The organism is Burkholderia anthinoferrum (assembly GCF_002925705.1).
In the GTDB taxonomy this organism is placed as follows: Bacteria; Pseudomonadota; Gammaproteobacteria; order Burkholderiales; family Burkholderiaceae; genus Burkholderia; species Burkholderia semiarida.
On the sequence record NZ_LFZP01000052.1, the window covers coordinates 40,067 to 64,480 of the forward strand.

The window sequence follows — 24,414 nt, forward strand, 5'->3', positions numbered from 1 at the left end:
GGACGCCCATTCACCGACCGGATCGAAGGAGGGAAGACGATGAGCCCCCAGGCTTTGACCACACCGAACGACGCTTGCCGCGCGGGTTGCGATCTAGCGTTGCGCATGGCCGTGCTTGCTCGCGACTGGCAGCACGAATGGCACGCGCTGGCAGGGCGGCGCATCGAGCGGGACCGCGACGCGGTGCGCGGCCTGCAGCAGGCGCTGACCGCGACGAACGAGTGGACGGCGTTCGGCGAGGCGGCCCGGCATGTGATGCGCGACTACACGATCGCGACCGTCGCGATCTGGCAGGACGCCACCGAGCTGTGCATGCGCGGGCAGTTCGAGAGCGCGAGTGCGTGGCGCACGTGGCTGCGCGATTACGGCACCGGCGCGCTGTCGCGCTACCAGACCGACTGGTGGCCCGATCTCGGGCGGCTGGCCGTGGTCAACGAGGCGAGCATGCCGTGGCGCGACTGGATGGCCGCGTTCGAGCTCGGCATCACGGAAACCGTCGATGCGGGCGACGGGGCCGCGGACGTCCGGCGTCTCGATGGCCGCCATGCGGCGCAGGAGCACGATCATGCGCGCTGAACGGGTTGCGTTCGTCACCGGCGGGATGGGCGGCCTCGGTGCCGCGATCAGCCGCCGCCTGCACGAGGCCGGCATGACGGTGGCGGTGTCGCACACCGAACGCAACGACCACGTCGCGACGTGGCTCACGCAGGAACGCGAGGCGGGCCGCACGTTTCATGCGTACGAGGTCGACGTGGCCGACTACGACTCGTGCCAGCACTGCGCGGCGCGCGTGCTGGCGGAGTTCGGGCGCGTCGACGTGCTCGTCAACAACGCGGGCATCACGCACGATGCGACCTTCGTGAAGATGACCAAGAGCATGTGGGATGCGGTGCTGCGCACCAATCTCGACGGCCTGTTCAACATGACGAAGCCGTTCGTGCCCGGGATGATCGATGCCGGCTTCGGCCGGATCGTGAACATCGGGTCCGTGAACGGGGAGCGCGGCGCGTACGGGCAGGCGAACTACGCGGCCGCGAAAGCCGGCATTCACGGTTTCACGAAATCGCTGGCGCTCGAACTCGCGCGGCACGGCATCACGGTCAACACGGTGGCCCCGGGCTACCTGGCCACCGCGATGCTCGAGTCGGTACCGAAGGAAGTGCTCGACACGAAGATCCTGCCGCAGATTCCGGCCGGCCGCCTCGGCGACCCCGACGAAATCGCCGCGCTCGTCGCCTTCCTGTGTTCCGATGCGGGGGCGTTCGCAACCGGTGCGGAATTCGACGTCAACGGCGGCATGTACATGCGATGAAAGCGTCCGTCATCCGTGTGCCCCTCCCGCGCGAATCGAGGCGGTCGCCGGCTCGGGACGAGCAGGAGCCGGACCGGCCCGAATGCACCGCCGCCGAGGCGACCCCCGCCGAACAATGGAACCGCGCCGCGCATGCCAACGTCGCCGCGATGACCTTCGGGCTGTCGCCCGTGTCGTTGGCGCTGGCCGTGCTCGACTGGGGCGCTCACCTGGCGGTGTCGCCGGGCAAGTGCTTCGAACTCGCGACGCAGGCGTGGCTCGCGGCCGCGCCCGCGGCGGCGGCGGAGAAAGGCGCGGCGGACGATGCCGACACGGACGGCCTGGCCGTGCATGCGGGGCACGCCGATCCGCGCTTCGCCGCGCCCGCATGGTCGGGCTGGCCGTTTCGCACGTATCGCGACGGCTTCCTGTCGGTTCAGCGCTGGTGGCGCGAAGCGACGCGCGGCGTGCCGGGTGTCGAACGGCACCATGAGGAGCTGGTCGGCTTCGTCGCGCGTCAATGGCTCGACGCGTGCTCGCCCGGCAACTTTCTGGCGACCAATCCCGTCGCGCTCGACGCGACGATGCGCAGCGGCGGCGCGAACCTCGCGGCGGGTGCGCAGCATTGGCTCGACGATGCGAGCGCGTGGCTCGATCGCGCCGGCGGCACGCGTGGCCGCGACTCGCGGGCGTACCTGCCGGGGCGCGACGTGGCGATTACGCCGGGCCGGGTCGTGTGGCGCAACGCATTGTGCGAACTGCTGCAATACGACCCGACGACACCGCGCGTCGCGCGCGAGCCGATCCTGATCGTGCCGTCGTGGATCATGAAGTACTACATCCTCGATCTGCAGCCGCACGATTCGCTGATCCGTTTCCTCGTCGATGCGGGCTACACCGTGTTCGCGGTGTCGTGGCGCAATCCGGACGCGCAAGCGCGCGATCTCGGGCTCGACGATTACCTGCGCGACGGGTGCCTGGCCGCGCTCGACGTCGTCCGGTCGATCTGCGGCGAGGCGGTCCACGCGGCCGGCTATTGCCTCGGCGGCACGCTGCTGGCAATCGCCGCGGCGGCGCTCGCACGCGACGGGCGGCAACACGAAACCCTGCGATCCGTCACGTTGCTCGCGGCCGAGACCGATTTCAGCGAACCCGGCGAACTCGGCCTGTTCATCGACGCGAGCGAGCTGTCCGCGCTCGACGCGCTGATGTGGCGGCAGGGCTACCTGGACGGCGCGCAGATGTCCGCCGCGTTCGAACTGCTGAACGCGCGCGACCTGATCTGGTCGCGGATGATGAGCGAATACCTGCTCGGCAGGCGCACGAAGCCCAACGACCTGATGTCGTGGAATGCGGACACCACGCGCATGCCGTATCGGATGCATTCGGAGTACCTGACCCGGCTGTTCCTCGACAACGATCTCGCGGCCGGCCGCTACTGTGTCGACGGGCGGCCGGTCGCGCTGTCGGATCTCGACGTGCCGACGTTCGCGGTCGGCACCGAGCGCGATCACGTGTCGCCGTGGCGCTCGGTCTACAAGCTTCATCTGCTGACGCACCATGCGTTGACCTTCGTGCTGACGGCGGGCGGACACAACGCGGGCATCGTGTCGGAACCCGGTCATCCGGGCCGCCATTACCGCTGCGCGACCCGCGAACCCGGCGCGCCTTACCGCAGCCCGCGCGACTTCATGCGCGACACGCCCGCGGTCGACGGATCGTGGTGGACCTGCTGGCGCGACTGGCTGCGCGCGCGCTCGTCGGGTGACGTGCCGGCCCGCACGCCGGCCGCCGGGCTCGCGGCGGCGCCGGGCGCCTACGTGCTCCAGACATGAACGGGCATCGGCATCCGGATCCGTGCGGCGGCGCATGCCTGCCCGGCCTGCTGCCGCGCGCGGACGGCGCATGGCCCGGGCTGATCGCGCGGGCACGCAACGCAGCGCCGCTCGTCGTGGCCGTCGTGCATCCGTGCGATGCAACCAGTCTCGTCGCGCTGGTCGAACTCCGCGAGTCGCCGCTGGCGGCCGCGATCGAGCCGCTGATCGTCGCGCCGCGCGACAAGGTGCTGCGTGTCGCGCACGACGCGGGCGTCGATCTGTCGCCGTGGACGATCGAGGACGTGCCGCACAGCCATGCGGCGGCGGCCCGCGCGGTGGAACTCGCGGCGGCGGGCCGTGCCGGCGCGCTGATGAAGGGCAGCCTGCATACGGACGAGCTGATGGGCGCGGTCGTCGCGGCCGAATCGGGGCTGCGCACCGACAAGCGCATCTCCCACTGTTTCCTGATCGAGGCACCGGCGTATCCGCGTCCGTTCATCCTGACCGACGCGGCGGTGAACATCGCGCCGGACCTCGCGCAGAAGGCGGCCATCACGCAGAACGCGATCGACGTCGCGCATGCGCTGGGCGTGGCGTGCCCGCGCGTGGCCGTGCTGTGCGCGGTCGAGACCGTCAATCCGGCGATGCGCTCGACGCTCGACGCGGCGGCGCTCGCGAAGATGGCCGAGCGCGGCCAGCTCACGGGCGCGATCGTCGACGGCCCGCTCGCGTTCGACAACGCGATCTCGCTGCGGGCGGCGCACGACAAGGGGATCGATTCGCCGGTCGCCGGCTGCGCCGACATCCTGGTCGTGCCCGATATCGAAGCGGGAAACCTGCTCGCGAAGCAGCTCGAATACCTGGGCAGCGCCGTGAGCGCGGGCATCGTCGTGGGCGCGCGCGTGCCGATCGTGCTGACGAGCCGCGCCGACGGCGCGGCCGTCCGGGTCGCGTCCTGCGCACTCGCGATGGTGCTGGCACAGGCGCGGCATGCGCCGCAGTCCTGATCAACGTACCTGCAACCCTTTCTTTAGATGGAGGAACCCCGATGAAAGCACTCGTCTACCACGGGCCCGGGCGCAAGGCGCTCGAGGAGCGGCCGATGCCGGAACTGCAGTCGCCCACCGACGCGCTCGTGCGCGTGACGCGCACGACGATCTGCGGCACCGATCTGCACATTCTCAAGGGAGACGTACCGACTTGCGAACCCGGCCGCATTCTCGGCCACGAAGGGGTCGGGATCGTCGAGCAGGTCGGCGCCGCCGTCGATGCGCTGAAGCCGGGCGATCATGTGCTGATTTCCTGCATTTCGTCGTGCGGCCGCTGCGAATACTGCCGGCGCGGCCTGTATTCGCATTGCACGACCGGCGGCTGGATCCTCGGCAACCGGATCGACGGCACGCAGGCCGAGTACGTGCGCATCCCGCATGCGCAGACGAGCCTCTACCGGATTCCGCCGGGCGCGGACGAGGAGGCGCTCGTGATGCTGTCGGACATCCTGCCGACCGGGTTCGAATGCGGTGTGCTCAACGGCAAGGTGCAGCCGGGCTGCTCGGTGGCGGTCGTCGGCGCGGGCCCGATCGGGCTGGCGGCGCTGCTGACCGCGCAGTTCTACTCGCCCGCGCGGATCATCATGATCGATCCGGACAGCAACCGGCTGGACGCGGCGCAGCGCTTCGGCGCGACCGACTGCATCGACGGCCGCGCCGGCGACCCGGTGGCGGAAGTGATGAAGCTGACCGACGGCGTCGGCGTCGATTGCGCGATCGAGGCGGTCGGGATTCCGGCGACGTTCGAGATGTGCACGTCACTGGTGGCGCCGGGCGGCGTGGTCGCGAACGTCGGTGTGCACGGGGTCAAGGCCGACCTGCACCTCGAGAAGCTGTGGAATCGCAACATCTCGATCACGACCCGGCTGGTCGACACGGTCAGCACGCCGATGCTGCTGAAGACCGTGCGCGCCGGGCGCCTCGATCCGAAACGCCTGATCACGCACCGGTTCTCGCTCGACGACGTCGAGCGCGCGTACGACACGTTCGGCCGCGCGGCGCAAACCCATGCGCTGAAGGTCATCATCGAAGTCGGTTGATGGCCGGGTAGCGCGCGGCGGGTCACGCCGTCAGGAGGAAAGCGCGGCCGGCGCGTGCGTGTCGCCGGATTCGACCGCATCGAGATCGACGCACTGCGCATACACCGGCACCTCGCACGGCCAGTGCAGGCGCTCCGCGATGCGCCGCCGCATCGCATCGGCCGCGGCCGGCTCGCCATGCGTGACGAAGGTCCGCACGGGCGCGCGCTGCATCGTGCCGAGCCAGCGGAGGATCTCCTCGTAGTCGGCATGCGCGGAGAGCGTCGTGATCGACTCGACCTGCGCGCGCACGCGCACGTACTCGCCGTGGATCTTCAGCGTCGGCTCGTGCGCGACCAGCGCCGCGCCGCGCGTGCCGGCCGCCTGATAGCCGACCAGCGCGATCGTGTTGCGCGCATCGGGCGCGTAGCGGCTCAGGTGGTGCAGCACGCGGCCGCCCGTCGCCATCCCGCTGCCGGCGATGATGACCATCGGGCCATGATGGTCGGCAATCGCCTTCGACTGCTCGACCGAGCGGATCATCGTGGCCGCATGGCCGAGCGCGTTCGCGTCGGAAGGCGTCAGCCGGTGTTCGAGGATGTGGTGACGATAGATCTCGGTCACGTCGGTGGCCATCGGGCTGTCGACGAATACCGGCACGCGCGCCATCCGGCCGGACGCCTTCAGCCGCGCGATGTAGTGCAGGATTTCCTGCGCGCGGCCGACCGTGAAGCACGGCATCACGACCACGCCGCCGCGCGCGAAGGTCTTGTCGAACAGCGCGGCGAGTTCGTTCTCGGGGTCCGATTCCGGATGCAGGCGGTCGCCGTACGTCGATTCGACGACCAGGTAGTCCGCATGCGCGGGCGCCAGCGGCGGCTGCATGATCGGGTCGTGATAGCGGCCGAGGTCGCCCGAGAAGGCCAGCACCTTGTGATCCCAGTGCATCACGACGCTCGCCGCGCCGAGAATGTGGCCGGCCGGCAGCAGGCGGAACGCCAGCCCGCCGCCGAGCCCGGTGCATTCGTCGAACGCGACGGGCTTCAGCAGGTGCAGCGCGCGCTGCGCATCGTCCAGCGTGTAGAGCGGTTGTGCCGGATGATGCTTCGAATAGCCGTGGCGGTTCGCGAAATCGGCTTCTTCCTCCTGCAGCCGCGCGCTGTCGCGCAGCATGATGTCGCAGAGTTCGGCCGTGGCCGCCGTGCAATACACCGGCCCGCGGAACCCTTCGCGCGCCAGCACCGGAAGATAGCCGGTATGGTCGATATGCGCGTGCGTGAGCACGACCGCGTCGAGCGTGTCGGGCGCGACCGGCAACGGGCTCCAGTTGCGCAGCCGCAGGTTCTTGGTGCCCTGGAACAGGCCGCAGTCGACCAGCACGCGCCGGTTGCCGTGCTCGACCAGGTATTTCGAGCCGGTCACGGTTTCGGTCGCACCGAGAAAAGTCAGTTTCATGGATCGCCTCACGGGAGTGGACGGAGCAGTGAGTCGATTACAGCGCGGATGCGCGCGAAGCGATTGATGGAAATCAGGGATTGCCGCATCCGTATCTGTATCCATATCCGTGTCACGCTCGGGCGAGGTTCGTCGTCCGGCCGCTGCGGCTTCGGGTTGACGTCAATCAACGCGCGGGCCGGACGGCGGCACGATAGTGGTCGCATGCGCGCGGGCGATGTCGTGATCCCGCCCTCCGCGCAGGCCGCCTGCGGCGAGTACACGTTGCGCAACGAGATCACGACGCTTTCGGGACGAACCCATCATGACGCTGATCGCCAACCTGGACGGCGCGCGGACCGGCTACCGGCTGTGCTTCGTGCGCGCACCCTGGGCGTGGTTCACCTGCCTGCCGCTCGATCTGCAATGCGGCCAGAGCTGGGCCGACGTGCCCTACCAGGACACCGCACAACCGCCTTACAGCGATTCGCGCGCGCAACTGCTGCGCGTGGCGTTCGACGCGCCGCGCCTGCTGCCGCCCGAAGCGGGCCGGCACGGGGGTGACTGGAGCGTCGAGCAAATCAACGGCGGCGCGGTGCCGTGGCTGCGCAGCGAGGCGTTCGTCGACGCGATGAAACTGGCCGTGCCGGCCGGGGCCACGCTCGCCGAATTCGTCGAGACGATCGAGGCTGCCGGCGGCACCGTCTACGGCCCGCTCGGCTGGGCCGAACTGCCGCCGTGGCAGCGTCCCGACGTCGTGGCGCACACGCAGACGGGCTGAACGCCGGTCGCACGCACCGCCTCGTTTCAGCCCGCGTCGCCCCAGCCGCCGCCGAGCGCGACGTAGAACGCGACCGTGTCCTGCAGCCGCTGCGCGAGCGCCTGCAGCCACGCCAGGCGCGCCTGATGGTATTGCACGTCGGCGACCAGCAACGGCACATAACCCGAAATCCCCGCGTCGTAGCCGGCCTGCGTGAGCGTCAGCGCATCGCGGGCCGCGGCCATCGCGCGGACCTGCGCATCGAGTGCCGTTGCATCGTTTGCGAGCGCGCGCAACGTGTCGGCGACCTGCGAGAACGCCGACAGCACCACTTGCCGGTAGGTCGCGTCGGCCTCTTCGTACGCGTCCTGCGCCGCGCGCCGCTGGTTCAGCAGCGTGCCGCCGTGAAAGAGCGGCGCGGTGAGCCCGGCGCCGACACTCCATGCACGGCCGGCCGGCGCGAACAGCCGGCCGGCGACGATGCTGTCGAAACCGCCCGACGCGGACAGCGTGAGCGTCGGATAAAGCGCGGCCGTCGCGACGCCGACTTGCGCGCTGGCCGCGTGCAACTGCGCTTCCGCCTGCAGGATGTCCGGCCGGCGGCGCACCAGTGACGACGGCGCCGTATCCGGCAAGCGCGCCGGCAGCGCGATGCGCTCGAGCGACAGGTCGGGCGTCTGCCAGTCGACGGGGTAGCGGCCCGCCAGCAGTGCGAGCAGGTCGTCGGCCTGCGCGCGTTTCTGATCGAGCACGGGCAGCGTCGCTTCGAGCGACGCGCGCTGCGATTCCAGCGTGAGCACGGCGACGTAGGCTGCCGCGCCGGCCGTGACCTGCGCGCGCGTCAGGCGGATCTGCTCGTCGAGCAGGCCGATCATTTCGCGCGTGGCCGCGGCTTCGTCGCGATACGCGGCGCGCGCGATCATCGTGTTGACGACGTTGGCGCTCAGCATCAGGTACGCGCCCGCGAGCGCCTGGCGCCGTGCGTCGACATCGGCCGCCAGCGCCTCGATCTGGCGCCGCTCGCCGCCCCACAGGTCGAGCGTGTAGCTGACCGTCGCGGATAGCGTGTACAGGTTGAAGATCGATGCCGGCAGTGCCTGCCCGGTGCGCAGCGGCGTGTCACGCTGGCGCGACGCGCCGGCCTGCGCATCGGCCTGCGGAAAGAAGACGCCTTCGCCGGCCCGCAGCGCATGTTCGCTGCGCCGCAGCGTTGCCTCGGCAAGATCGAGCGTCGGACTGCCGGTCAGTGCCTCGCCGACGGTCGAGTCGATCGCGCGGCTGCCGAAGCGGGTCCACCAGTCGCGCGTGAGCGGCTCGCCCGCCGACAGCGCCTGTGCCTGGCCGCCTGCCGTCCACGCGCCGGCGGCGGCGTCCGCCGCGACGAAACGCGAGACACGCGGAACGGGCGGACGCTTGAAGTCGGGCCCGACCATGCATCCGGCCAGCGACGCGGCGGCCGCGAGCACGGCCGCCGCGCCCGACATCCGGTGGACGAGGCGATTACTTGCCGGCCACGTACACATCGACGATCTGCCCGGGAAACAACCGGACAGCCTTGTTCGGGACGATACGGAAAATGACCGGCAGCACGCGTACGTCGACACGCTCGGTGCGCTGGTCGGACAATTCGATTTTCGGCGTCACGTACGGCTGCACGCGGACGAACTGGAGGTCGGCCTCGACCGACGTGCCGCGCACGAACATGTGCGCCTTCAGCGCGTGCAGGTCGGGCAGCTGATGGATCAGGATTTCGTCGATGTAGCAGCGCACCTGCAGGCGGTCGACCGGCGTGCCGAGCACCGCGACGGGCGCGTTGCCCTGCGTGTAGGTGTCGTACAGCCCCTGCGAAGTCAGGTACGAGCCGACTGCCGCGTTCATCGCGAGCACGGTGCCGTCGGCCGGCGCGCGCAGCGTGTAGCGGGCCAGCAGCGCGGCGGCCGCGTCGGCCGCACGCCGCAGCGCGACGGCCTGCGCTTCCTGGTTGCGCACGTCGTAGCGCCACGCGCCGGCTTTCGTCAGGCGATACTGCCGCATCACGACGTCGAGGTTGGCCGCCGCGACACGTACCGCGTTCGCGGCCGTATCGAGTGCGTCGCGGCTCACGGCCTTCGGGTCGATGTCGTACGCGTGCCGCTGCTTGTCGTACTGATCCTGCGCGAGCTTCAGGCTGGCCTGCGCGGCTGTGGTCTGCGCGCTCGCCACGTCGAGCACCTCGCAGCGCGGCTGTGCCTTCAGCTCGTCGAGCAGCGCGGCGGCCGCGTCGGCCTGCGCCGCAAGCTGCGCGGCGGTGGCGCGCTGCACCGAGTCGTCGATCGTCAGCAGCGCATCGCCGGCCTTCACCGGATCGCCGTCGTGCACGAGGATGCGCGTCACCGCGCCCGTCACGTCCGGGTAGACGTTCACGTTCGCTCCGGCCGGCTGCTCGCTCTCGACGATCCCGTTCGCATAGACGCCGCGCGCGTACGGATTGGCGGCCGGCTTGAACACCGGCGGCTGCGGCGGCTCCTGGCGGCTGTACACCCATGCGGCGACGAGGCTGGCCAGGAAACCGAGCACCGCCGCCACGAACACGAGCCGGTGCTTCATCGCGCACCTCCGCGGTCGATGCCGTTCAGCTTGCCGTCCTCCATCCGCAGGATGCGGTCCGCGTACTCGAAGATCCGCGCATCGTGCGTGACGATCACGATGCAGCGCGTGTCGTTCAGCACCTGGTGCTTGACGAAGTCGATGATCATGCGGCCCGTGTCGCCGTCGAGCGACGCGGTGGGCTCGTCGAGGATCAGCAGGTCGGGCTGGCTGACGATTGCGCGCGCGATCGCCACGCGCTGCTGCTCGCCGCCGGACAGCTTGACGGGCGGCAGTTGCGCACGATTGCCGAGCCCGACGACGTCGAGATAGCCGAGCGCTTCGTGCAGCGCTTCGTCCCACGGCCGGCGCTTCAGGATCAGCGGAATCGCGACGTTCTCGGCCGTCGTCAGCTTCGGAAACAGGTGATAGTCCTGAAAGACGAAGCCGATCCGGTTCAGCCGGAAATCGGCGATCGCGTCGTTCGGCTGCGCCCACAGGTCGACGCCGTCGATCGACACCGAGCCCGATTCCGGCCGCAGGATGCCCGAGATCACGCTGAGCAGCGTCGTCTTGCCGCTGCCGGACGGCCCGACGATCAGCAGCATCTCGCCGAAGTTCGCCTGCATCGACACCTCGCACAATGCCTGCGTGCGCGCGTCGCCTTCGCCGAACCATTTGGTGACGCCGCGCGCGTCGATCGCGACTTTCGCCATCGTCAGCCCCGGAAGATGTCGAACGGCTCGATGCGCAGCACGCGGCGCACGCCGAGATAGCTCGAGATCGTCGCGATCACCACCACCATCCCGAACGCGAGCGCCAGGTTGCCGAACGTGACGAGCGCCGCGTAATCGGGAATCTGCAGCTTCGCGAGACTGATCATCAGCACGCACAGGCCGACGCCGATGCCGTAGCCGGTCAGCGCGGTGAACGTCGCCTGGAACAGGATCATCGCGACCAGCTCGCGGCTTTTCGCGCCGATCGCCTTCAGCGCGCCGAACTTGTCGAGGTTTTCTAGGATGAATGCATAGAACGTCTGGCCGGAGATCGACAGGCCGATGATGAAGCTGATGATCGTCATCAGCATGATGTTGGTGCCGAGCCCCGTCTCGTACTTGTAGAAGCGTGCGATCTGCGCGATGAATTCGTCGCGCGTGTAAGCGCGATAGCCGAGCGACGTCACGACGGCCTTGATGTGCGCGATGTCCGCCTCCGACTTCGGCTCGACGAGGATGTAGGACGTCGTGAAGCGCGGCGACGGGATGTAGCGGATCGCGCGCGCGTAGGTCGTATAGAGCGTGGGCGTGCCGAACAGGCCGCTGGCCGCCACTTTTGCGATGCCGACGATCACGCCGCGATGGTCGTTCAGCTCGAAATCGGTGCCGACGGCCGGATTCTCGAGCTTCGGAAACTCCGGATCCCGGATCGCGATGAAGCCGTTCTCCGCGTAGATGTCCTCGATCCGGCCCTGCAGCATCGTCGGCCGGCCGAGCAGGCTCGCATCGTCCAGGCCGACGATCGTCACCGCCTGATAGGTGCCGGAGCGCAGCTTGACGAGCGCGCCGCCGGAGTAGAGCGGCACCGCATACTTGACGCCATCGATGCTGCGTACCGCGTCGAGCACGTAGCCGGGCATGCCGATGCTGTTCGCGATCGTCTTCACGGCCGGGTCCATCACCCACACCTTCGCGCCGATGTTGATCACGGACGCCGACGACTTGTTCTGGATCCCGGCGAACAGCGACGTCATCTGGATCATCAGCAGCACCGAGAACGTGATGCCGATAGTCAGCGCGGTGAACTTCGCGCTGTCGTTCACGAGCAGCTTGAACGCGAGGCGGAGGATGCCGTTCATGATGGGGCGTGAGCCGGGTACGAGCGCATCATGAATGCTCGCCGGCGCCCGGATCCGGCTGCGCGACGAAGGCGGCGCTGCCCGCCACCAGCGCGACGATCGCGTATGGAAGCACATGCACGCCGACCAGCATCGCGTGCACGACGCCCAGCAGCGACGCGAGTGCGATGAACACGCCGAGCGTGGCAAGAACGATCCGGTTTGGCAGGCGCATCATGGCGTTCTCCAGGGAGGCGGCCGCCGGCCGCCCGTGAGCGCGATGCCGCGTGGCCGCGATCGCGGCCGCTACGGATTGCGCAAGTCGTGACGTCATGATCGCGTGCAAGGTTCCGGCACGGTTGATCTGTATCAACGGACGAATCCGGGCGCCCGACGGGCCGCTTACGCCATCTGCGTGATGGTCTTGCGAAAGCGCATCAGCGACAGCAGGAACAGCACGCAACCGATCGCGAACAGCACCACGAACTGGATCCAGACCGCATCGAGGCCGGCGCCCCGGTACAGGATGCGTTGCGCGAGTTCGACGAAATGCGTGGTCGGCGCGGCCAGCATGATGTCCTGCACGGCGAGCGGCATGCTTTCGCGCGGCGTCAGGCCGCCCGACAGCAACTGCAGCGGCAGCAGCACGAGCACCAGCAGCATCCCGAACTGCGGCATGCTGCGCACGAGCGTCGCGAGAAAGATGCCCATCGACGTCGTCGCGAACAGGTGCAGCGCCATGCCGGCCACGAACAGCGGGATGGAGCCCGGAATCGGCACGTGCAGCGCCCCGCCCACGACCAGCGTCAGCGATGCGACGGCCGCCACCGTGACGACGAGCCCCATCGACCACACCTTCGCGAGCATGATCTCGGCCGCCGTCACCGGCATCACGAGCAGATGCTCGATCGTGCCGTGCTCGCGCTCGCGGATCAGCGCGGCCCCGGTGAGGATCATCGACAGCATCGTCACGTTGTTGATCAGCTCCATCAGCGCGCCGAACCACACCTCGTCGAGATTCGGGTTGAAGCGCATCCGCATCGCGAGATCGACGGGCGGCGACGATGCGCCGCGATAGCGCCGAACGAATGCATCGATCTCGCCCGACACGATCTGCTGCACGTAGCCGCCGCCGGTAAACGCCTGCGTCATGCGGGTCGCGTCGACGTTGAGCTGGATCGTCGCAGGGCGGCCGGCCAGCACGTCGCGCTGGAAATCCGGCGGAATGTCGAGCGAGAACGTGTAGTCGCCGTTGTCGAGGCCGCGGTCTGCCGCGGCCGCGCCGACGATCGGGGGCGGCGCGAACTGCGGCGGGAAGAACGCCGCGACGATGCGCGCGGACAGCGGCGATGCATCCTCGTCGACGATCGCGATCGGCACCTTGTGCAGCGTTTCCGGGCGCGCGGTGGCCGCGACGTAGATCGACGCGCTGAACGTATAGACGATCAGCACGAGCAGGATCGGATCGCGGGCGAGGCTCCAGAGCTCCTTGACCCCGAGCCGGAAAATGACGAGCAGGCGCGACATGGTCAGCGCTCCTGTTTGCGCAGCAGCACGGCGGTCATGACCAGGATGGCCGGCGCTGCCGCGAGCAGCGGCCAGAACTGCGACGACAGGTCGCCCAGGCCGAGTGCCTTGTTGAACACGCCGCGGCTGATCGCGAGCATGTAGGTGGCCGGGTAGACCGTGCCGATCCACTTGCCGGCGCCCTCCAGCGACGACAATGGCGTGAGCAGCCCCGAGAACTGCACCACGGGAATCAGCGTGCCGACGATCGTCATGAAGATCGCGGCGATCTGGCTGCGCGTGAACGTCGACGCGAACAGCCCGATGCCCGTGGCCACCACGTTGAAGACCAGCACCGCGGCCGCGAGCGTGAAGAAGCTGCCCTTGATCCGCACGCCGAACGCGATGTCGGCCAGCACGACCATCAGCAGGAAGTTCAGCATGGCCAGCATCACGTAGGGCGCCTGCTTGCCGAGCAGGAATTCGGCGCGGGTGACGGGCGTCACGTACAGGTTGACGATCGAGCCGAGCTCCCGTTCGCGGACGACGGCCAGCGCCGTCAGCATCGCGGGGAGCATCAGCAGCAGCATCGGCATGATGGCCGGGATCATCGCCGGCAGGCTCCTGACGTCCGGGTTGTAGCGATAGCGGACGGCGATCTCGACGGCAGGCGCGAGCGACACGCCGAGCCGGCGCTTCGCCTGGTCGCGCAGCCAGTTCTCGTGCATGCCGGCGACGTAGCCGCGGATCGTCTCCGCGCGCATCGGCATCGCGCCGTCGATCCACGCGCCGATCTCGACGTGCCGGCCGTGCGCGACGTCGCGGGCGAAGCCGGGCGGAATCTCGATCGCGAGCGACAACTGGCCGTTGCGCATGCGCCGGTCGATATCGCGATCGTCCACGAGCGGGGCGCGCGGCACGAAGTAGCGGGAGCCGCCGAGGTTCTGCGCATAGTCCTGGCTCAGGATCGACTGGTCGCGGTCGAGCACCGCGAACGTCAGGTTGTCGACGTCGAGGCTGATGCCGATGCTGATCACGCACATCAGCACGAGCGACCCGAACAGCGCGAGCGTCGCCCGCAGCGGGTCGCGGCGCAGCTCCAGCAGTTCGCGCCACAGGTAGCTGCCGGCGCGTGCGGGGCTGAACCACGCGGCCGCGCGGCCGGCGCCGGCACGGGCGCCGGTGGTGTCGGCGGATTCGGCGGATTCGGCGGTGTCGGGCGGCGTGCCCAGCCAGCCCGCGTCGGACGCCTCGTCCGCCGGCGGGCTCTCCGCTTGCTGCGCGTCGGTCAGGTACGCGATGAACGCTTCCTCGAGCGAGCCGGCGCCGCGCGTGCGCACGAGCTCCGCCGGGGCGGCGCTGGCGAGCACGCGGCCCGCGTGCATCAGCGAGATGCGATCGCAGCGTTCGGCTTCGTTCATGAAGTGCGTCGAGATGAAGATCGTCACGCGATCGTGCCGCGCCAGCTCGATCATCAGCCGCCAGAAGTCGTCCCGCGCGACCGGGTCCACCCCGGACGTCGGCTCGTCGAGGATCAGCAGCTCGGGCTTGTGCACCATCGCCACCGCGAGGGACAGCCGCTGCCGCATGCCGAGCGGCAGGCGTTCGGGCAATGCGTCGAGCGAGCCGGCCAGCCCGAAGCGCTCGGCCATTTCGGCGATCCGCCCGGGCACGTCCGCCTCCGGCACGCCGAACAGGCGCGCATGCAGCACGAGGTTCTGCCGCACGGTCAGCTCCCCGTACAGCGAAAACCCTTGCGACATGTAGCCGACCCGCCGGCGCGTGTCGATGTCGTCCGCCGCGACCGGCTGGCCGAACAGCGTCGCCGTGCCTTCGGATGCGGGAAGCAGCCCCGTGAGCATCTTCATCGTCGTCGACTTGCCGCAGCCGTTGGAGCCGAGGAAGCCGAAGATCTCGCCGCGACGGATCTGCAGGCTGACGTGATCGACCGCGACGAAATCGCCGAACCGCATCGTCAGCCCGTCGGCCTCGATCGCGTAGCCGGCGGCTGCATCGGGCTGGAACGGCGCGATCCGGATCGGCTGGTGCCCGCGCCGCTGCGCGTCGGGGAGCAACGCGACGAACGCATCCTCGAGCGTGCCGCAGCCGGTGCGGGCCAGCAGCGCGTCCGGGCTGCCGGTTGCCAGCACGCGCCCGGCGTCCATCGCGATCAGCCGGTCGAATCGCCGGGCCTCGTCCATGTACGCGGTGGCCACCAGCACGCTCATCGCCGGCCGCGCGGCGCGAATGCGCCCGATCAGCTCCCAGAACTGGGCGCGCGACAGCGGATCGACGCCGGTCGTCGGTTCGTCGAGGATCAGCAGGTCCGGATCGTGGATCAGCGCGCAACACAGGCCGAGCTTCTGCTTCATGCCGCCGGACAGTTTGCCGGCGGGCCGGTCCAGGAACGGGTGCAGGCCGGTGCTGTGCGTGAGCGCGTCGATCCGCCGGCGCCGCTCCGCCGCGTCGTGGCCGAACAGCCTGGCGAAGAACTGCAGGTTTTCCTCGACGGACAGCGTCGCGTACAGGTTCCGGCCCAGCCCTTGCGGCATGTAGGCGATGCGCCGGCAGACGCGCGCACGATGACGGCGCGACGACAGGTCGCCGCCGAGGGCCCACACGCGCCCCTGCTGGATCGCGCGTGCGCCGGAAATGAGTGCGAGCAGGCTCGACTTGCCGACGCCGTCCGGCCCGATCAGCCCGACCATGCGGCCGGCCGGGATGTCGAGCGTCACGTCGTCGAGCGCGGCCTTGCCGCCGTAGCGCAGCGAGACGCCGGACAGCCGCGCGACGGGCTCGGGAACCGGCGGCCCCTCGGTTGCGCCGGCGGCGGGGTCGGCCGGGAGCGTCGACTTCATTGGGGAACCTTGATCGCGAGGCGCGCGGGCCATGCGGCGTTCGGATCGGGCTTGAGCCACGCCACACCCGGCAGCCCGGTCTTGACGAGCTTCAGATGGCGCTGCAGCAAGTCGCGGTCGATGCGCGCCTTCACGCGGAACATCAGCTTCTGCCGTTCGGTGGCCGTCTCGACCGTCTTCGGCGTGAACTGCGCGGTGCTCGACACGTACGACACGCGGGCCGGAATCACGTATTCCGGTGCCGCGTCGAGCACGATCCGCACGTCGGCGCCGAGCGGCACCCGGCCGACGACCGTCTCGGGCAGGAAGAACGTCATGTAGACATCCGACAGGTCGACCACGTTGAGCACCTTGCCGCCGGCCGGCAGCACTTCGCCCGATTCGGCCACGCGATACTGCACGCGCCCGTCGCGCGGCGATGTCAGGGCGCTGTCCGAGATGTCGGCCTGCACGCGCGCGACCGTTGCCTGCGCGGCCGTCACGGCGGAGCGCGCGGCGACGAGCTGCGCGCGGGTCGCGTCGATCGCGGCCTGCGCGGCCTGTACCTGCGCGCGCGCCGCGTTCACGGTCGCCCGCAGGCTGCCGGCGCGCGCGCGGTCGTCGTCGAGCTCCTGCATCGACGATGCGCCGTCGCGCGACAGCGTCTCGGAACGGGCGAGCCGCCGCGTCGCCGCATCCAGTTCGCTTTCCCGCTGGACGACGACGGCCTCGGCCGCCGCCTTGTCGCTGCGCCGCTGCGCGACCTGCGCGTCGATGCTCGCGGCCGTGTTCACCGCCTGCTGCTCCCGCGCGCGCGCTTCGTCGAGCTGCGCCTGCAGGACGACCACGTCCATGCGCGCGAGCGGCTGGCCGGCGGTCACGAAGTCGCCTTCGTCGACGAGCATCGCGGTGACGCGCCCCGGCAGCTTGGTCGCGACGTCGATTTCGGTCGCTTCGATACGGCCGTTGCCGCTCACGAGGCCGGCATCGGCCTGGCCGTCACGCCAGCGCGTCCATCCGTAATACGTGATGGCGATCGCGAGCACGGCGACGCCTGCCCCGATCAGAAGAGGGCGCTTGAGGGTTTTCATCGTGGGGAATCCGGATTCGTCGATGCGTTGTTCGGTGGCGCGGCGGCCGCGTCGCTGTCTTGCGTGGCGCCGCCGAGCGCGCCATAGAGCGCGACGCGGCTCGACAGCAGTGCGCGGCGCGTCATCACCCATTGCTGCTCCGCGTTCATCAGGTCGCGCTGCGCGTCGAGCACCTCGAGGAACCGGGTCGCGCCGCTGTCGTAGCGCAGCTTCGCGAGGCGCGCCCGTTCGGCCTGTGAGTCCAGCGTCGCGCGCTCGATGCGCACCTCGTCGGCCAGCCAGTAGCGCGACGCGAGCGCGTCGGACACGTCGCGAAACGCGCTCTGCATCGTCCGCTCGTACTGCGCGAGCGCTTCGTCGCGCTGCGCGTGCGCCAGCGCGAGATTCGAGCGGTTGCGGCCCCCGTCGATCAGCGGCAGCGTCACGTTCGGGATCACCGACCAGACGCCGGTGCTGGATGTCAGGAGGTCATGCAGCGCGCTGCTGCCCGAGCCGATCGAGCTCGTCAGCGCGATGCGCGGGAAAAAGGCGGCGCGCGCCGCGCCGATGTTCGCGCGGGCCGCCTGCAGCGCGTGCTCGGCCGCGATCACGTCCGGCCGCCGGGCGAGCAGCGACGACGGCAGGCCGGGCGCGAGCGACGGCGCGACGGCGCCGTCGTCGAGCACGAGCGGCGTGCCGGCCAGATCCGGCGGCGCGCCGACCAGCAGGGCCAGCGCATCGGCCGCCGACGCGCGCGCCTGCTGCAACTGGGCGCCGAGGGACTCCGCCTGCTGCAGCAGGATCTCGGCCTGCGTCAGGTCGAGGCGGGAGATCGCGCCGGCCGCCTGGCGAAGCCGGAAAATCCGCAGCGACTCGCGGCGCGTGTCGATCGTCGCGCGGGTCAGCGCGATGCGCTCGTCGTATTCGCACAGTGTCAGATACGCGTTGGCGACCGACGTGATCACGCTCAGCGTCGCGGCACGCCGGGCCGCGTCGCTCGCGAGATAGCGCTGCAGCGCCGCGTCCTTCAGGCCGCGCACGCGGCCCCAGAAATCGAGTTCCCATTGCGTTTCGGCCAGCTGGACGTCGTAGACCTGCCCGATGAACGGGGCGGGCGTGAGGAACCCGCCCGGTGCGCGAAACCGTGCATAGGCCGCGCCGGCACCGATCGTCGGCCACTGGTCCGCGCGGCGGATGCCATAGGCGGCGCGGGCCTGTTCGACCCGCGCAACGGCCGCGCGCAGGTCGCGGTTGTTGGCCAGCGCCTGCGCGATCAGCGCTCGAAGGCGCGCATCGACGAAGTAGTCCTGCCACGCGGGCACCGGCGCAACTGCGTCAGTAGCGCCGGGCGGGGCGCCGGCCGACGGATCCGGAAAGGTGGCCGGGATCGGCGCTGCGGGGCGCTGGTCCGGCGGTGCGAGCGACAGACATCCGGACAGCAGGCCGATACCCGTTGCGAGCGCAACGAAATACGCGGATCGGGACGCTGCTCTGCGGAACACGACGGGAAGCGCGATGGCGCGCATGGAATGCCTCGGCGAATACGGAAACGCGGGGGGCGCTGCCACGTGGCGGCGCCGCTTCGGGTTCACTTATATCCGACGAATGACGCTCCTACCCTTGATCTGAATCACTTCGACGGGAATGCGTTTCGAGCGGTGCTTCGGTTGACAGGCGGGTGAGAACGGCCCGGGGCCGGCGGATTGCGCGCGGCCCGACGCCGTCGTGCGCGTCACGGCCGGTCGCCCGGAGCGAGGTTCAGCAGGACGACGAACGAGAGAATGCTCAGGATCAGCGTGACGATCGAGTATCTGAAAACCCGCTCGTCGAACAGCATCCCGTGAATGATGCCGGCCAGCGATGCGAGCGCGATGAACACGCTGAGCGTCGCGAGCGCGATGCGGTATTGCCTGCGGGTCATGACGGTCTCCTGCGGGGTGGCTGTCGTGCGGATGCGAACCGCGCGGGTCGGCGCGGGTTTCGCGGTGTCTGGCGTCATGATCGCGTTGCGCTTTGCCGCACGGTTGATCTGTATCAATGGACGAATCCGGCATTCGCGCACCCGGCGGCCGCAGCCGCCGGCACGCCGTTGGTTGATCCTCGTCAACCCGCCGGCGCCGGCGTGCGCGATGCTGAATCCGGTGCGGCACGATCGCCGATCGCGAATGTCGCGAATGTCACGACCGGTGCGGCCCAACGGGAGACGGAAATGAAGTCCGATGCAGCACTCAAGCAGGACGTCGAGCAGGCGCTGTTCTGGAATCCGGCGATCGATGCGCGGCGGATCGACGTCGACGTAAGCGACCGGATCGTCACGTTGCGCGGCTCGGTCGACAGCTGGGCCCAGAAGCTCGAGGCGCAGAAAACGGCGCTGCACGTCGAGGATGCGCGCGCGCTCGTGCTCGAACTGAACGTCACGCCGCCGGAAAGCGCGTGCGCGGATCAGGAGCTGGCAATCGCCATCACGTTCGCGCTCGGCTGGCAGGAGGCGCTGCGCGATCACAAGATTCGCGTCGAGGTCGACCACGGTTGCGTGACGCTCGACGGCGAAGTCGATCATGCATACCAGAGTCGCGCGGCCGAAAAGATGGTCAGCCGGATGATCGGCGTCGTCGGCGTCGCGAACCGGATCCGGGTGCGCACGGACCACACGGTGCCGGACGTCGGCATGCGGATCGCCGAAGCGCTGGCGCGTCGCGCGCAACGCGAATCCGCGGCCATTGCGATCGACGCGGTCGACGGCGTCATCACGCTGACGGGCAAGGTCGCGTCGCTTGCCGAAAGGCGCGCCGCGTGCGGCGCGGCCGGGTCGGTGAGAGGTGTCCGAGAGGTCGTCGACCGGCTCACCGTCGGCTGACGGCCAGCCCATGCTATCTACTGCAAGGAGAAGCAGTCATGAACCGTTCGAATTCAGGCCCGGGCCGAAACGCTCTGCGCCGCGACCAGCGGATGCAGCCGCATACGAAGGACAGTTACCGCGATCCGAAGCGGCCGAAGGGCGACCGGATCTGCGAAGGCTGCGGCGCCGTCTGCGATGCGGGCCGCTGGACGTGGTACGCGACACCGCTCGACCGGCGCCAGCTCGAATGCCCGGCCTGCAAGCGCATGCGAGAAAACCTGCCGGCGGGCGAGCTGGTGTTGCACGGCGCGTACCTGCGCGCGCACCGGGCGACGATTCTCGACCTGCTCGAGCGCCAGGCCGACCTGGAGACGAGCGAGCACGCGCTCGAACGCATCATGGAAATCGAGCAATCCGGCGATACGCTCGTCGTCCGCACGACCGGCGTGCACATGGTGCGAAGGCTGGGGGAAGCATTGCTGCATGCGCATCACGGCGATCTCGCGCTCAACTATCGCGATGGCGAGGACATGCTGCGCGCGCAATGGACGCGCGACGATGCATGAACGGCGGTGTGTCCGGCGAGCGGGCCTGATGCGATGAAAAAATCATTCGATTACTCCGGACTGCTGATCCCGTTCGTATTTGCCGTGCTGGTGGCGTATCAGCTGCTGATGGCCCAGCCGGCCACGACGTCGATCTCGTACAGCGACTTTCACCGGCTGGTCGACGCGCGGCTCGTCGACGATCTGGACATCGGCCCGTCGTCGATTTCGGGCGTGCTGCGCATGCCGCAGGCCGGTGCGAACCTGCCGGCCTCCGACGCGGCCGCCGTGAAAAAGGCGGGGCCGCCGTGGCGCTTCACGACCAACCGGGTCGCTGACGATCGTCTCGTCGCCGAACTCACGGCCGCCGGCATCCGCTATCGCGGCGCGCCGGATTCGGGCTGGCTCGAAACGCTTGCCGGATGGATGTTGCCGGTGATCGTCCTCGTGACGTTCTGGAGCTTCATGATGCGCAGGCCGGGCGGGGTCCGTGACCTGAGCGGCATGGGCAAGAGTCAGGCCCGCGTGTACGTGCAGCAGGAAACCGGCATCACGTTCGACGACATCGCCGGCATCGACGAGGCGAAGGCCGAGCTGCAGCAGATCGTCGCGTTCCTGCGCAATCCTGAACGCTACCAGCGGCTCGGCGGCAAGATCCCGAAAGGCGTGCTGATCGTCGGCGCGCCCGGCACCGGCAAGACGCTGCTCGCGCGAGCGGTGGCCGGCGAGGCGGCCGTGCCGTTCTTCACGATCAGCGGCTCGGCGTTCGTCGAGATGTTCGTCGGGGTCGGCGCGGCACGCGTGCGCGACCTGTTCGAGCAGGCGCAGCAGAAGGCGCCGTGCATCGTGTTCATCGACGAACTCGATGCGCTCGGCAAGGCGCGCGGCGTCGGCCTGATGTCCGGCAACGACGAGCGCGAGCAGACGCTCAACCAGCTGCTCGTCGAGATGGACGGCTTCCAGGCCAATTCGGGCGTGATCATCATGGCCGCGACGAACCGGCCCGAGATCCTCGATCCCGCGCTGCTGCGGCCCGGGCGCTTCGACCGCCACATCGCGATCGACCGGCCCGACCTGACCGGCCGCAAGCAGATCCTGGCCGTGCACACGAAGCGCGTGAAGCTGGCCCCGGAAGTCGACCTGGCCGAGCTGGCGCAGCGCACGCCGGGCTTCGTCGGCGCGGATCTCGCGAACGTCGTCAACGAGGCCGCGCTGCACGCGGCCGAACTCGGCAAGCAGGCGATCGGCATGGCCGACTTCGACGAAGCGATCGACCGCGCGATGACGGGCATGGAGCGCAAGAGCCGCGTGATGAACGACGAGGAAAAGCGGACCATCGCGTACCACGAGGCGGGGCACGCGCTCGTCGCGCAAAGCCGCGTGCATTGCGACCCGGTGAAGAAGGTGTCGATCATCCCGCGCGGCATCGCGGCGCTCGGCTACACGCAGCAGGTGCCGACCGAGGATCGCTACGTGCTGCGCAAGAGCGAGCTGCTCGACCGGCTCGACGTGCTGCTCGGTGGCCGGGTAGCCGAGGAGATCGCGTTCGGCGACGTGTCGACCGGCGCGCAGAACGATCTCGAACGTGCGACCGCGCTGGCGCGCCACATGGTCATGCAGTACGGGATGAGCGAGAAGCTCGGTCTCGCGACGCTCGACGATGCGACCCCGCAGGGCGGTTCGCCCGGCGTGTGGACGCCGGGTGACGGCCGGTGCAGCGAACACACCGCGCAGTTGATCGACGAGGAGGTGCGCGCGCTGCTCGAAGACGCGCACGTACGGGTCGCGGCGACGCTCGGCGAGCATCGCGACGCGCTCGAACGGATCGCGCGCTGCCTGCTGCAGCACGAATCGGTCGATCACGACACACTGGTGGCGCTCATTACGCCGCCGGACGACGGCATCGGCCCGCCCGAACCGGCGCACGCCGATGCGGAGCCGGCCACGGCCACGGACACGTCGGCCTGACCGGCTGGCGGCCACCGTCGATCAGTCCGCTCAACAGCCGATGCAGACCGCGCCGTCGCGTCGTTGCGCCGTATCGTCGGTGACGACCGATGCGAGCCGCGGATCGGGCCGAAACACGGTGATGCCCTTGAGCCGGTCGCGCCACGCCGCGAAGAACAGCGCGTCGACCTGCGCGAGCGAACACTGGCTGTCCATCGTCACGGTCTTCGAGATGCCGGCGTCGACGCAGGGCTGAAGCACCGCAAGCATCGCGACGTGATCGATCGGTGCGATCTCGCCTGCGGTGGCGAAGTAGTCCGGCAGCGCGACGCCGTCGCCATGCAGTGCGCGAAACAGCCGGTACGCATGGTTCTGCACCCGGAACGCGCGCACCTGGCCGTCTGCCGTGCGAACCATCCTGCGCTGGGTCCAGCCGACGGCCGGTTCGATGCCGTTCGAGCAGTTGTCGCAGAACGCGAGACTCACGCTGCCGGCCGGCGCGAACGACAACAGATGGCTGTTGCGCAGCCCGTGCCGTTGAATTGCGTGATGCACCTTCAGCGGCAGCCGCATGCGGTAGGCGGGGCCGGTCAGGTAAGCGGCCGGATCGTAGGCGGGAAACGCACCGCGCTCGGCGGCCAGCGCGGCCGATGCGGCAAACGCATGCTCGCGCATCGTCAGCGCGATGCAGCGCGCACATGCGCGCGCCTCGACGCTGTCGTAGCGCAGCCGCAGCATCGTCAGCGCGTCGCCCAGGCCCGTCACGCCCACACCGATGCGCCGTGTCCGATGCGCTTCACGTGCATGCGCGGCGAGCGGCCACGCGGTGAGGTCGAGCACATCGTCGAGCAGGCGGACCTGGACGTGCACCGCGTCGGCGAGGGCCGCGAAATCGAAGCGCGGCTCGCCGTCGATGCCGAACGGATGGTGCACGAACCGCGACAGGTTGACCGGCCCCAACACGCAGCTGCCGTAGGGCGGCAGCGGCTGCTCGCCGCACGGGTTCGTCGCGTCGATCCGTTCGTGCTCGCGCAGCGGATTCGCGTCGCGGATCGTGTCGAGGAACAGCAGCCCCGGTTCGGCACTGTCGCGTGCGGCGTTGACGATCGCCTGCCACACCTTGCGGGCGGGAACCGTCGCATGAAGGTAGCGCCCGTCCGGCCGCCGGGGCGACGCGATGGCGGCTGCATGGCGCGGTGCGTGATGGACGAGCGCCCAGGGCAGGTCATGCGCGACTGCTTCCATGAACGCGTCCGTGATGCCGACCGACAGGTTGAACGTCGGCCAGCGCGCCCGCCCGTGCTTGGCCGTGACGAACGCGAGCAGGTCCGGATGATCGCAGCGCAGCACGCCCATCTGCGCGCCGCGGCGCGGGCCGGTGAACGGCAGCGCGCGGCACATCGCATCGAATCGGTCGATCGCCGCGCATACGCCGCGTTCGGGCGACAGGCGGCGTTCGTACGCGCCGGCGGGCGGCACCGGCGAGAAGTCGTAGCCGATTCCGCCGCCCATCAGCAGCGTGAGCCGCGCGTCGTCGAGCGCCTGCGCGAGCGCTGCATCGACGCCTTGCAGCGGCGTGTCCTCCGGAACCGCGAGCGGGTGGACGAAGCAGTTGACCATCGTGCCGCCCGTCGTCGCGCCGGCATTCGCCATGATGCGGCCGGCGCCGATCGCACCGCGCTGCAGGTTCAGGAAGAACGTGCGCTCGGCCCGGGCGCGCTGCGCGGGCGGCTCGGCGAGCGACAGTGCACGGGCGACACGCTGGAAGACGGCCGCGCGCGACGTTTCGCCGGGCTGCGCATAGCGTTCGGCGAACACGGTGGTGCAAAGCGGCTGCTCGTCCATGGCGGGGCTCGGCGACGACGGATGACCTAATGTAAGGGCCTGCCCGCCCGCGTCGT

At 69.5% G+C, this 24,414-nt stretch carries 21 protein-coding genes; 9 read left to right on the forward strand and 12 right to left on the reverse strand.

Features of this window, described 5'->3' with window-relative positions; translation table 11 throughout:
* Positions 1–39 precede the first annotated feature (39 nt).
* From C5F75_RS22845 to C5F75_RS22865, 5 genes are read left to right on the forward strand one after another with little or no spacing between them, the layout of a single operon-like run.
* Positions 40–576, forward strand: a complete 537-nt coding sequence (locus C5F75_RS22845) for a hypothetical protein (protein ID WP_047852880.1) — start codon at positions 40–42, stop codon at positions 574–576.
* On the forward strand, positions 566–1,312 hold the full coding sequence (locus C5F75_RS22850) for a beta-ketoacyl-ACP reductase (RefSeq protein ID WP_046546572.1): 747 nt from the start codon (positions 566–568) through the stop codon (positions 1,310–1,312). Before C5F75_RS22845 ends, C5F75_RS22850 begins: the two co-directional genes overlap by 11 nt.
* Positions 1,309–3,126 (forward strand): PHA/PHB synthase family protein, encoded by a 1,818-nt coding sequence (locus C5F75_RS22855; RefSeq protein ID WP_104012782.1) that lies wholly within the window; start codon positions 1,309–1,311, stop codon positions 3,124–3,126. The genes C5F75_RS22850 and C5F75_RS22855 overlap by 4 nt, the downstream gene beginning before the upstream one ends.
* The gene (locus C5F75_RS22860; protein ID WP_104012783.1) at positions 3,123–4,115 is read left to right on the forward strand and encodes a bifunctional enoyl-CoA hydratase/phosphate acetyltransferase; all 993 of its coding nucleotides are present in this window, start codon (positions 3,123–3,125) and stop codon (positions 4,113–4,115) included. The genes C5F75_RS22855 and C5F75_RS22860 overlap by 4 nt, the downstream gene beginning before the upstream one ends.
* A gap of 41 nt (positions 4,116–4,156) precedes the next feature.
* A complete protein-coding gene (locus C5F75_RS22865) occupies positions 4,157–5,197 on the forward strand; it encodes a zinc-dependent alcohol dehydrogenase family protein (protein ID WP_104012784.1) in 1,041 nt (346 codons plus the stop codon).
* A 30-nt stretch (positions 5,198–5,227) separates the two neighbouring features.
* On the opposite strand, the gene C5F75_RS22870 is transcribed toward C5F75_RS22865, so the two are convergent.
* Positions 5,228–6,631 carry an MBL fold metallo-hydrolase RNA specificity domain-containing protein gene (locus tag C5F75_RS22870; protein ID WP_047852876.1) on the reverse strand — a complete coding sequence of 468 codons (1,404 nt, stop codon included), beginning with the start codon at positions 6,629–6,631 and terminating at the stop codon, positions 5,228–5,230.
* 304 nt (positions 6,632–6,935) lie between these two features.
* Between C5F75_RS22870 and C5F75_RS22875 the strand changes: the two genes are divergently transcribed.
* Entirely contained in the window at positions 6,936–7,391 is a 456-nt protein-coding gene (locus C5F75_RS22875) for a hypothetical protein (protein ID WP_060009702.1), read from the forward strand.
* A 26-nt stretch (positions 7,392–7,417) separates the two neighbouring features.
* Here the strand turns inward: C5F75_RS22875 and C5F75_RS22880 are convergent, their stop codons facing one another.
* The 10 genes from C5F75_RS22880 to C5F75_RS22925 form a co-directional block, all read right to left on the reverse strand.
* On the reverse strand, positions 7,418–8,893 hold the full coding sequence (locus tag C5F75_RS22880) for an efflux transporter outer membrane subunit (protein WP_060009705.1): 1,476 nt from the start codon (positions 8,891–8,893) through the stop codon (positions 7,418–7,420).
* Entirely contained in the window at positions 8,871–9,956 is a 1,086-nt protein-coding gene (locus tag C5F75_RS22885; RefSeq protein WP_104012785.1) for an HlyD family secretion protein, read from the reverse strand. The genes C5F75_RS22880 and C5F75_RS22885 overlap by 23 nt, the downstream gene beginning before the upstream one ends.
* Positions 9,953–10,657, reverse strand: a complete 705-nt coding sequence (locus C5F75_RS22890) for an ABC transporter ATP-binding protein (protein ID WP_174242195.1) — start codon at positions 10,655–10,657, stop codon at positions 9,953–9,955. The genes C5F75_RS22885 and C5F75_RS22890 overlap by 4 nt, the downstream gene beginning before the upstream one ends.
* The gene (locus tag C5F75_RS22895) at positions 10,654–11,790 is read right to left on the reverse strand and encodes an ABC transporter permease (protein WP_104012786.1); all 1,137 of its coding nucleotides are present in this window, start codon (positions 11,788–11,790) and stop codon (positions 10,654–10,656) included. The genes C5F75_RS22890 and C5F75_RS22895 overlap by 4 nt, the downstream gene beginning before the upstream one ends.
* Before the next feature lie 28 nt (positions 11,791–11,818).
* Positions 11,819–12,007, reverse strand: coding sequence for a DUF2964 family protein (locus C5F75_RS22900; protein WP_060009840.1), 189 nt, complete (start codon positions 12,005–12,007; stop codon positions 11,819–11,821).
* Between the two features lie 164 nt (positions 12,008–12,171).
* Positions 12,172–13,296 (reverse strand): ABC transporter permease, encoded by a 1,125-nt coding sequence (locus C5F75_RS22905; protein WP_046546583.1) that lies wholly within the window; start codon positions 13,294–13,296, stop codon positions 12,172–12,174.
* A gap of 2 nt (positions 13,297–13,298) precedes the next feature.
* On the reverse strand, positions 13,299–16,133 hold the full coding sequence (rbbA, locus tag C5F75_RS22910; RefSeq protein ID WP_104012787.1) for a ribosome-associated ATPase/putative transporter RbbA: 2,835 nt from the start codon (positions 16,131–16,133) through the stop codon (positions 13,299–13,301).
* On the reverse strand, positions 16,130–17,203 hold the full coding sequence (locus tag C5F75_RS22915) for an HlyD family secretion protein (RefSeq protein ID WP_060009714.1): 1,074 nt from the start codon (positions 17,201–17,203) through the stop codon (positions 16,130–16,132). Before C5F75_RS22915 ends, rbbA begins: the two co-directional genes overlap by 4 nt.
* The gene (locus C5F75_RS22920; RefSeq protein WP_060009717.1) at positions 17,200–18,708 is read right to left on the reverse strand and encodes an efflux transporter outer membrane subunit; all 1,509 of its coding nucleotides are present in this window, start codon (positions 18,706–18,708) and stop codon (positions 17,200–17,202) included. Before C5F75_RS22920 ends, C5F75_RS22915 begins: the two co-directional genes overlap by 4 nt.
* 206 nt (positions 18,709–18,914) lie before the next feature.
* The gene (locus tag C5F75_RS22925) at positions 18,915–19,103 is read right to left on the reverse strand and encodes a DUF2964 family protein (protein ID WP_046547313.1); all 189 of its coding nucleotides are present in this window, start codon (positions 19,101–19,103) and stop codon (positions 18,915–18,917) included.
* Between the two features lie 288 nt (positions 19,104–19,391).
* Here C5F75_RS22925 and C5F75_RS22930 point away from each other — a divergent pair, with 288 nt between their 5' ends.
* Genes C5F75_RS22930 through ftsH form a run of 3 tightly spaced genes read left to right on the forward strand, consistent with a single transcriptional unit; the run spans position 19,392 to position 22,534 of the window.
* Positions 19,392–20,039, forward strand: a complete 648-nt coding sequence (locus C5F75_RS22930; RefSeq protein WP_060009720.1) for a BON domain-containing protein — start codon at positions 19,392–19,394, stop codon at positions 20,037–20,039.
* Between the two features lie 38 nt (positions 20,040–20,077).
* Positions 20,078–20,587, forward strand: coding sequence for a BCAM0308 family protein (locus C5F75_RS22935; protein WP_046546588.1), 510 nt, complete (start codon positions 20,078–20,080; stop codon positions 20,585–20,587).
* Positions 20,588–20,620: 33 nt separating this feature from the next.
* Complete coding sequence (ftsH, locus tag C5F75_RS22940; RefSeq protein WP_047852865.1) at positions 20,621–22,534, forward strand: ATP-dependent zinc metalloprotease FtsH; 1,914 nt, start codon at positions 20,621–20,623, stop codon at positions 22,532–22,534.
* Positions 22,535–22,564: 30 nt separating this feature from the next.
* Here ftsH and C5F75_RS22945 read toward each other — a convergent pair whose 3' ends face one another.
* Positions 22,565–24,358 (reverse strand): adenosylcobalamin-dependent ribonucleoside-diphosphate reductase, encoded by a 1,794-nt coding sequence (locus tag C5F75_RS22945; RefSeq protein WP_060009723.1) that lies wholly within the window; start codon positions 24,356–24,358, stop codon positions 22,565–22,567.
* Positions 24,359–24,414: the final 56 nt, after the last annotated feature.

Excerpts from the sequence above, each read along its gene's own strand:
- C5F75_RS22845 (WP_047852880.1), top strand. The coding sequence starts at position 40 with ATGAGCCCCCAGGCTTTGACCACACCGAACGACGCTTGCCGCGCGGGT.
- C5F75_RS22945 (WP_060009723.1), bottom strand. The coding sequence starts at position 24,358 with ATGGACGAGCAGCCGCTTTGCACCACCGTGTTCGCCGAACGCTATGCG.
- C5F75_RS22920 (WP_060009717.1), bottom strand. The coding sequence starts at position 18,708 with ATGCGCGCCATCGCGCTTCCCGTCGTGTTCCGCAGAGCAGCGTCCCGA.
- C5F75_RS22870 (WP_047852876.1), bottom strand. The coding sequence starts at position 6,631 with ATGAAACTGACTTTTCTCGGTGCGACCGAAACCGTGACCGGCTCGAAA.
- C5F75_RS22875 (WP_060009702.1), top strand. The coding sequence starts at position 6,936 with ATGACGCTGATCGCCAACCTGGACGGCGCGCGGACCGGCTACCGGCTG.
- C5F75_RS22900 (WP_060009840.1), bottom strand. The coding sequence starts at position 12,007 with ATGATGCGCCTGCCAAACCGGATCGTTCTTGCCACGCTCGGCGTGTTC.
- C5F75_RS22855 (WP_104012782.1), top strand. The coding sequence starts at position 1,309 with ATGAAAGCGTCCGTCATCCGTGTGCCCCTCCCGCGCGAATCGAGGCGG.
- C5F75_RS22865 (WP_104012784.1), top strand. The coding sequence starts at position 4,157 with ATGAAAGCACTCGTCTACCACGGGCCCGGGCGCAAGGCGCTCGAGGAG.
- C5F75_RS22885 (WP_104012785.1), bottom strand. The coding sequence starts at position 9,956 with ATGAAGCACCGGCTCGTGTTCGTGGCGGCGGTGCTCGGTTTCCTGGCC.
- C5F75_RS22895 (WP_104012786.1), bottom strand. The coding sequence starts at position 11,790 with ATGAACGGCATCCTCCGCCTCGCGTTCAAGCTGCTCGTGAACGACAGC.
- C5F75_RS22915 (WP_060009714.1), bottom strand. The coding sequence starts at position 17,203 with ATGAAAACCCTCAAGCGCCCTCTTCTGATCGGGGCAGGCGTCGCCGTG.
- C5F75_RS22925 (WP_046547313.1), bottom strand. The coding sequence starts at position 19,103 with ATGACCCGCAGGCAATACCGCATCGCGCTCGCGACGCTCAGCGTGTTC.
- C5F75_RS22860 (WP_104012783.1), top strand. The coding sequence starts at position 3,123 with ATGAACGGGCATCGGCATCCGGATCCGTGCGGCGGCGCATGCCTGCCC.
- C5F75_RS22930 (WP_060009720.1), top strand. The coding sequence starts at position 19,392 with ATGAAGTCCGATGCAGCACTCAAGCAGGACGTCGAGCAGGCGCTGTTC.
- rbbA (WP_104012787.1), bottom strand. The coding sequence starts at position 16,133 with ATGAAGTCGACGCTCCCGGCCGACCCCGCCGCCGGCGCAACCGAGGGG.
- C5F75_RS22935 (WP_046546588.1), top strand. The coding sequence starts at position 20,078 with ATGAACCGTTCGAATTCAGGCCCGGGCCGAAACGCTCTGCGCCGCGAC.
- C5F75_RS22880 (WP_060009705.1), bottom strand. The coding sequence starts at position 8,893 with ATGTGTACGTGGCCGGCAAGTAATCGCCTCGTCCACCGGATGTCGGGC.
- C5F75_RS22850 (WP_046546572.1), top strand. The coding sequence starts at position 566 with ATGCGCGCTGAACGGGTTGCGTTCGTCACCGGCGGGATGGGCGGCCTC.
- ftsH (WP_047852865.1), top strand. The coding sequence starts at position 20,621 with ATGAAAAAATCATTCGATTACTCCGGACTGCTGATCCCGTTCGTATTT.
- C5F75_RS22905 (WP_046546583.1), bottom strand. The coding sequence starts at position 13,296 with ATGTCGCGCCTGCTCGTCATTTTCCGGCTCGGGGTCAAGGAGCTCTGG.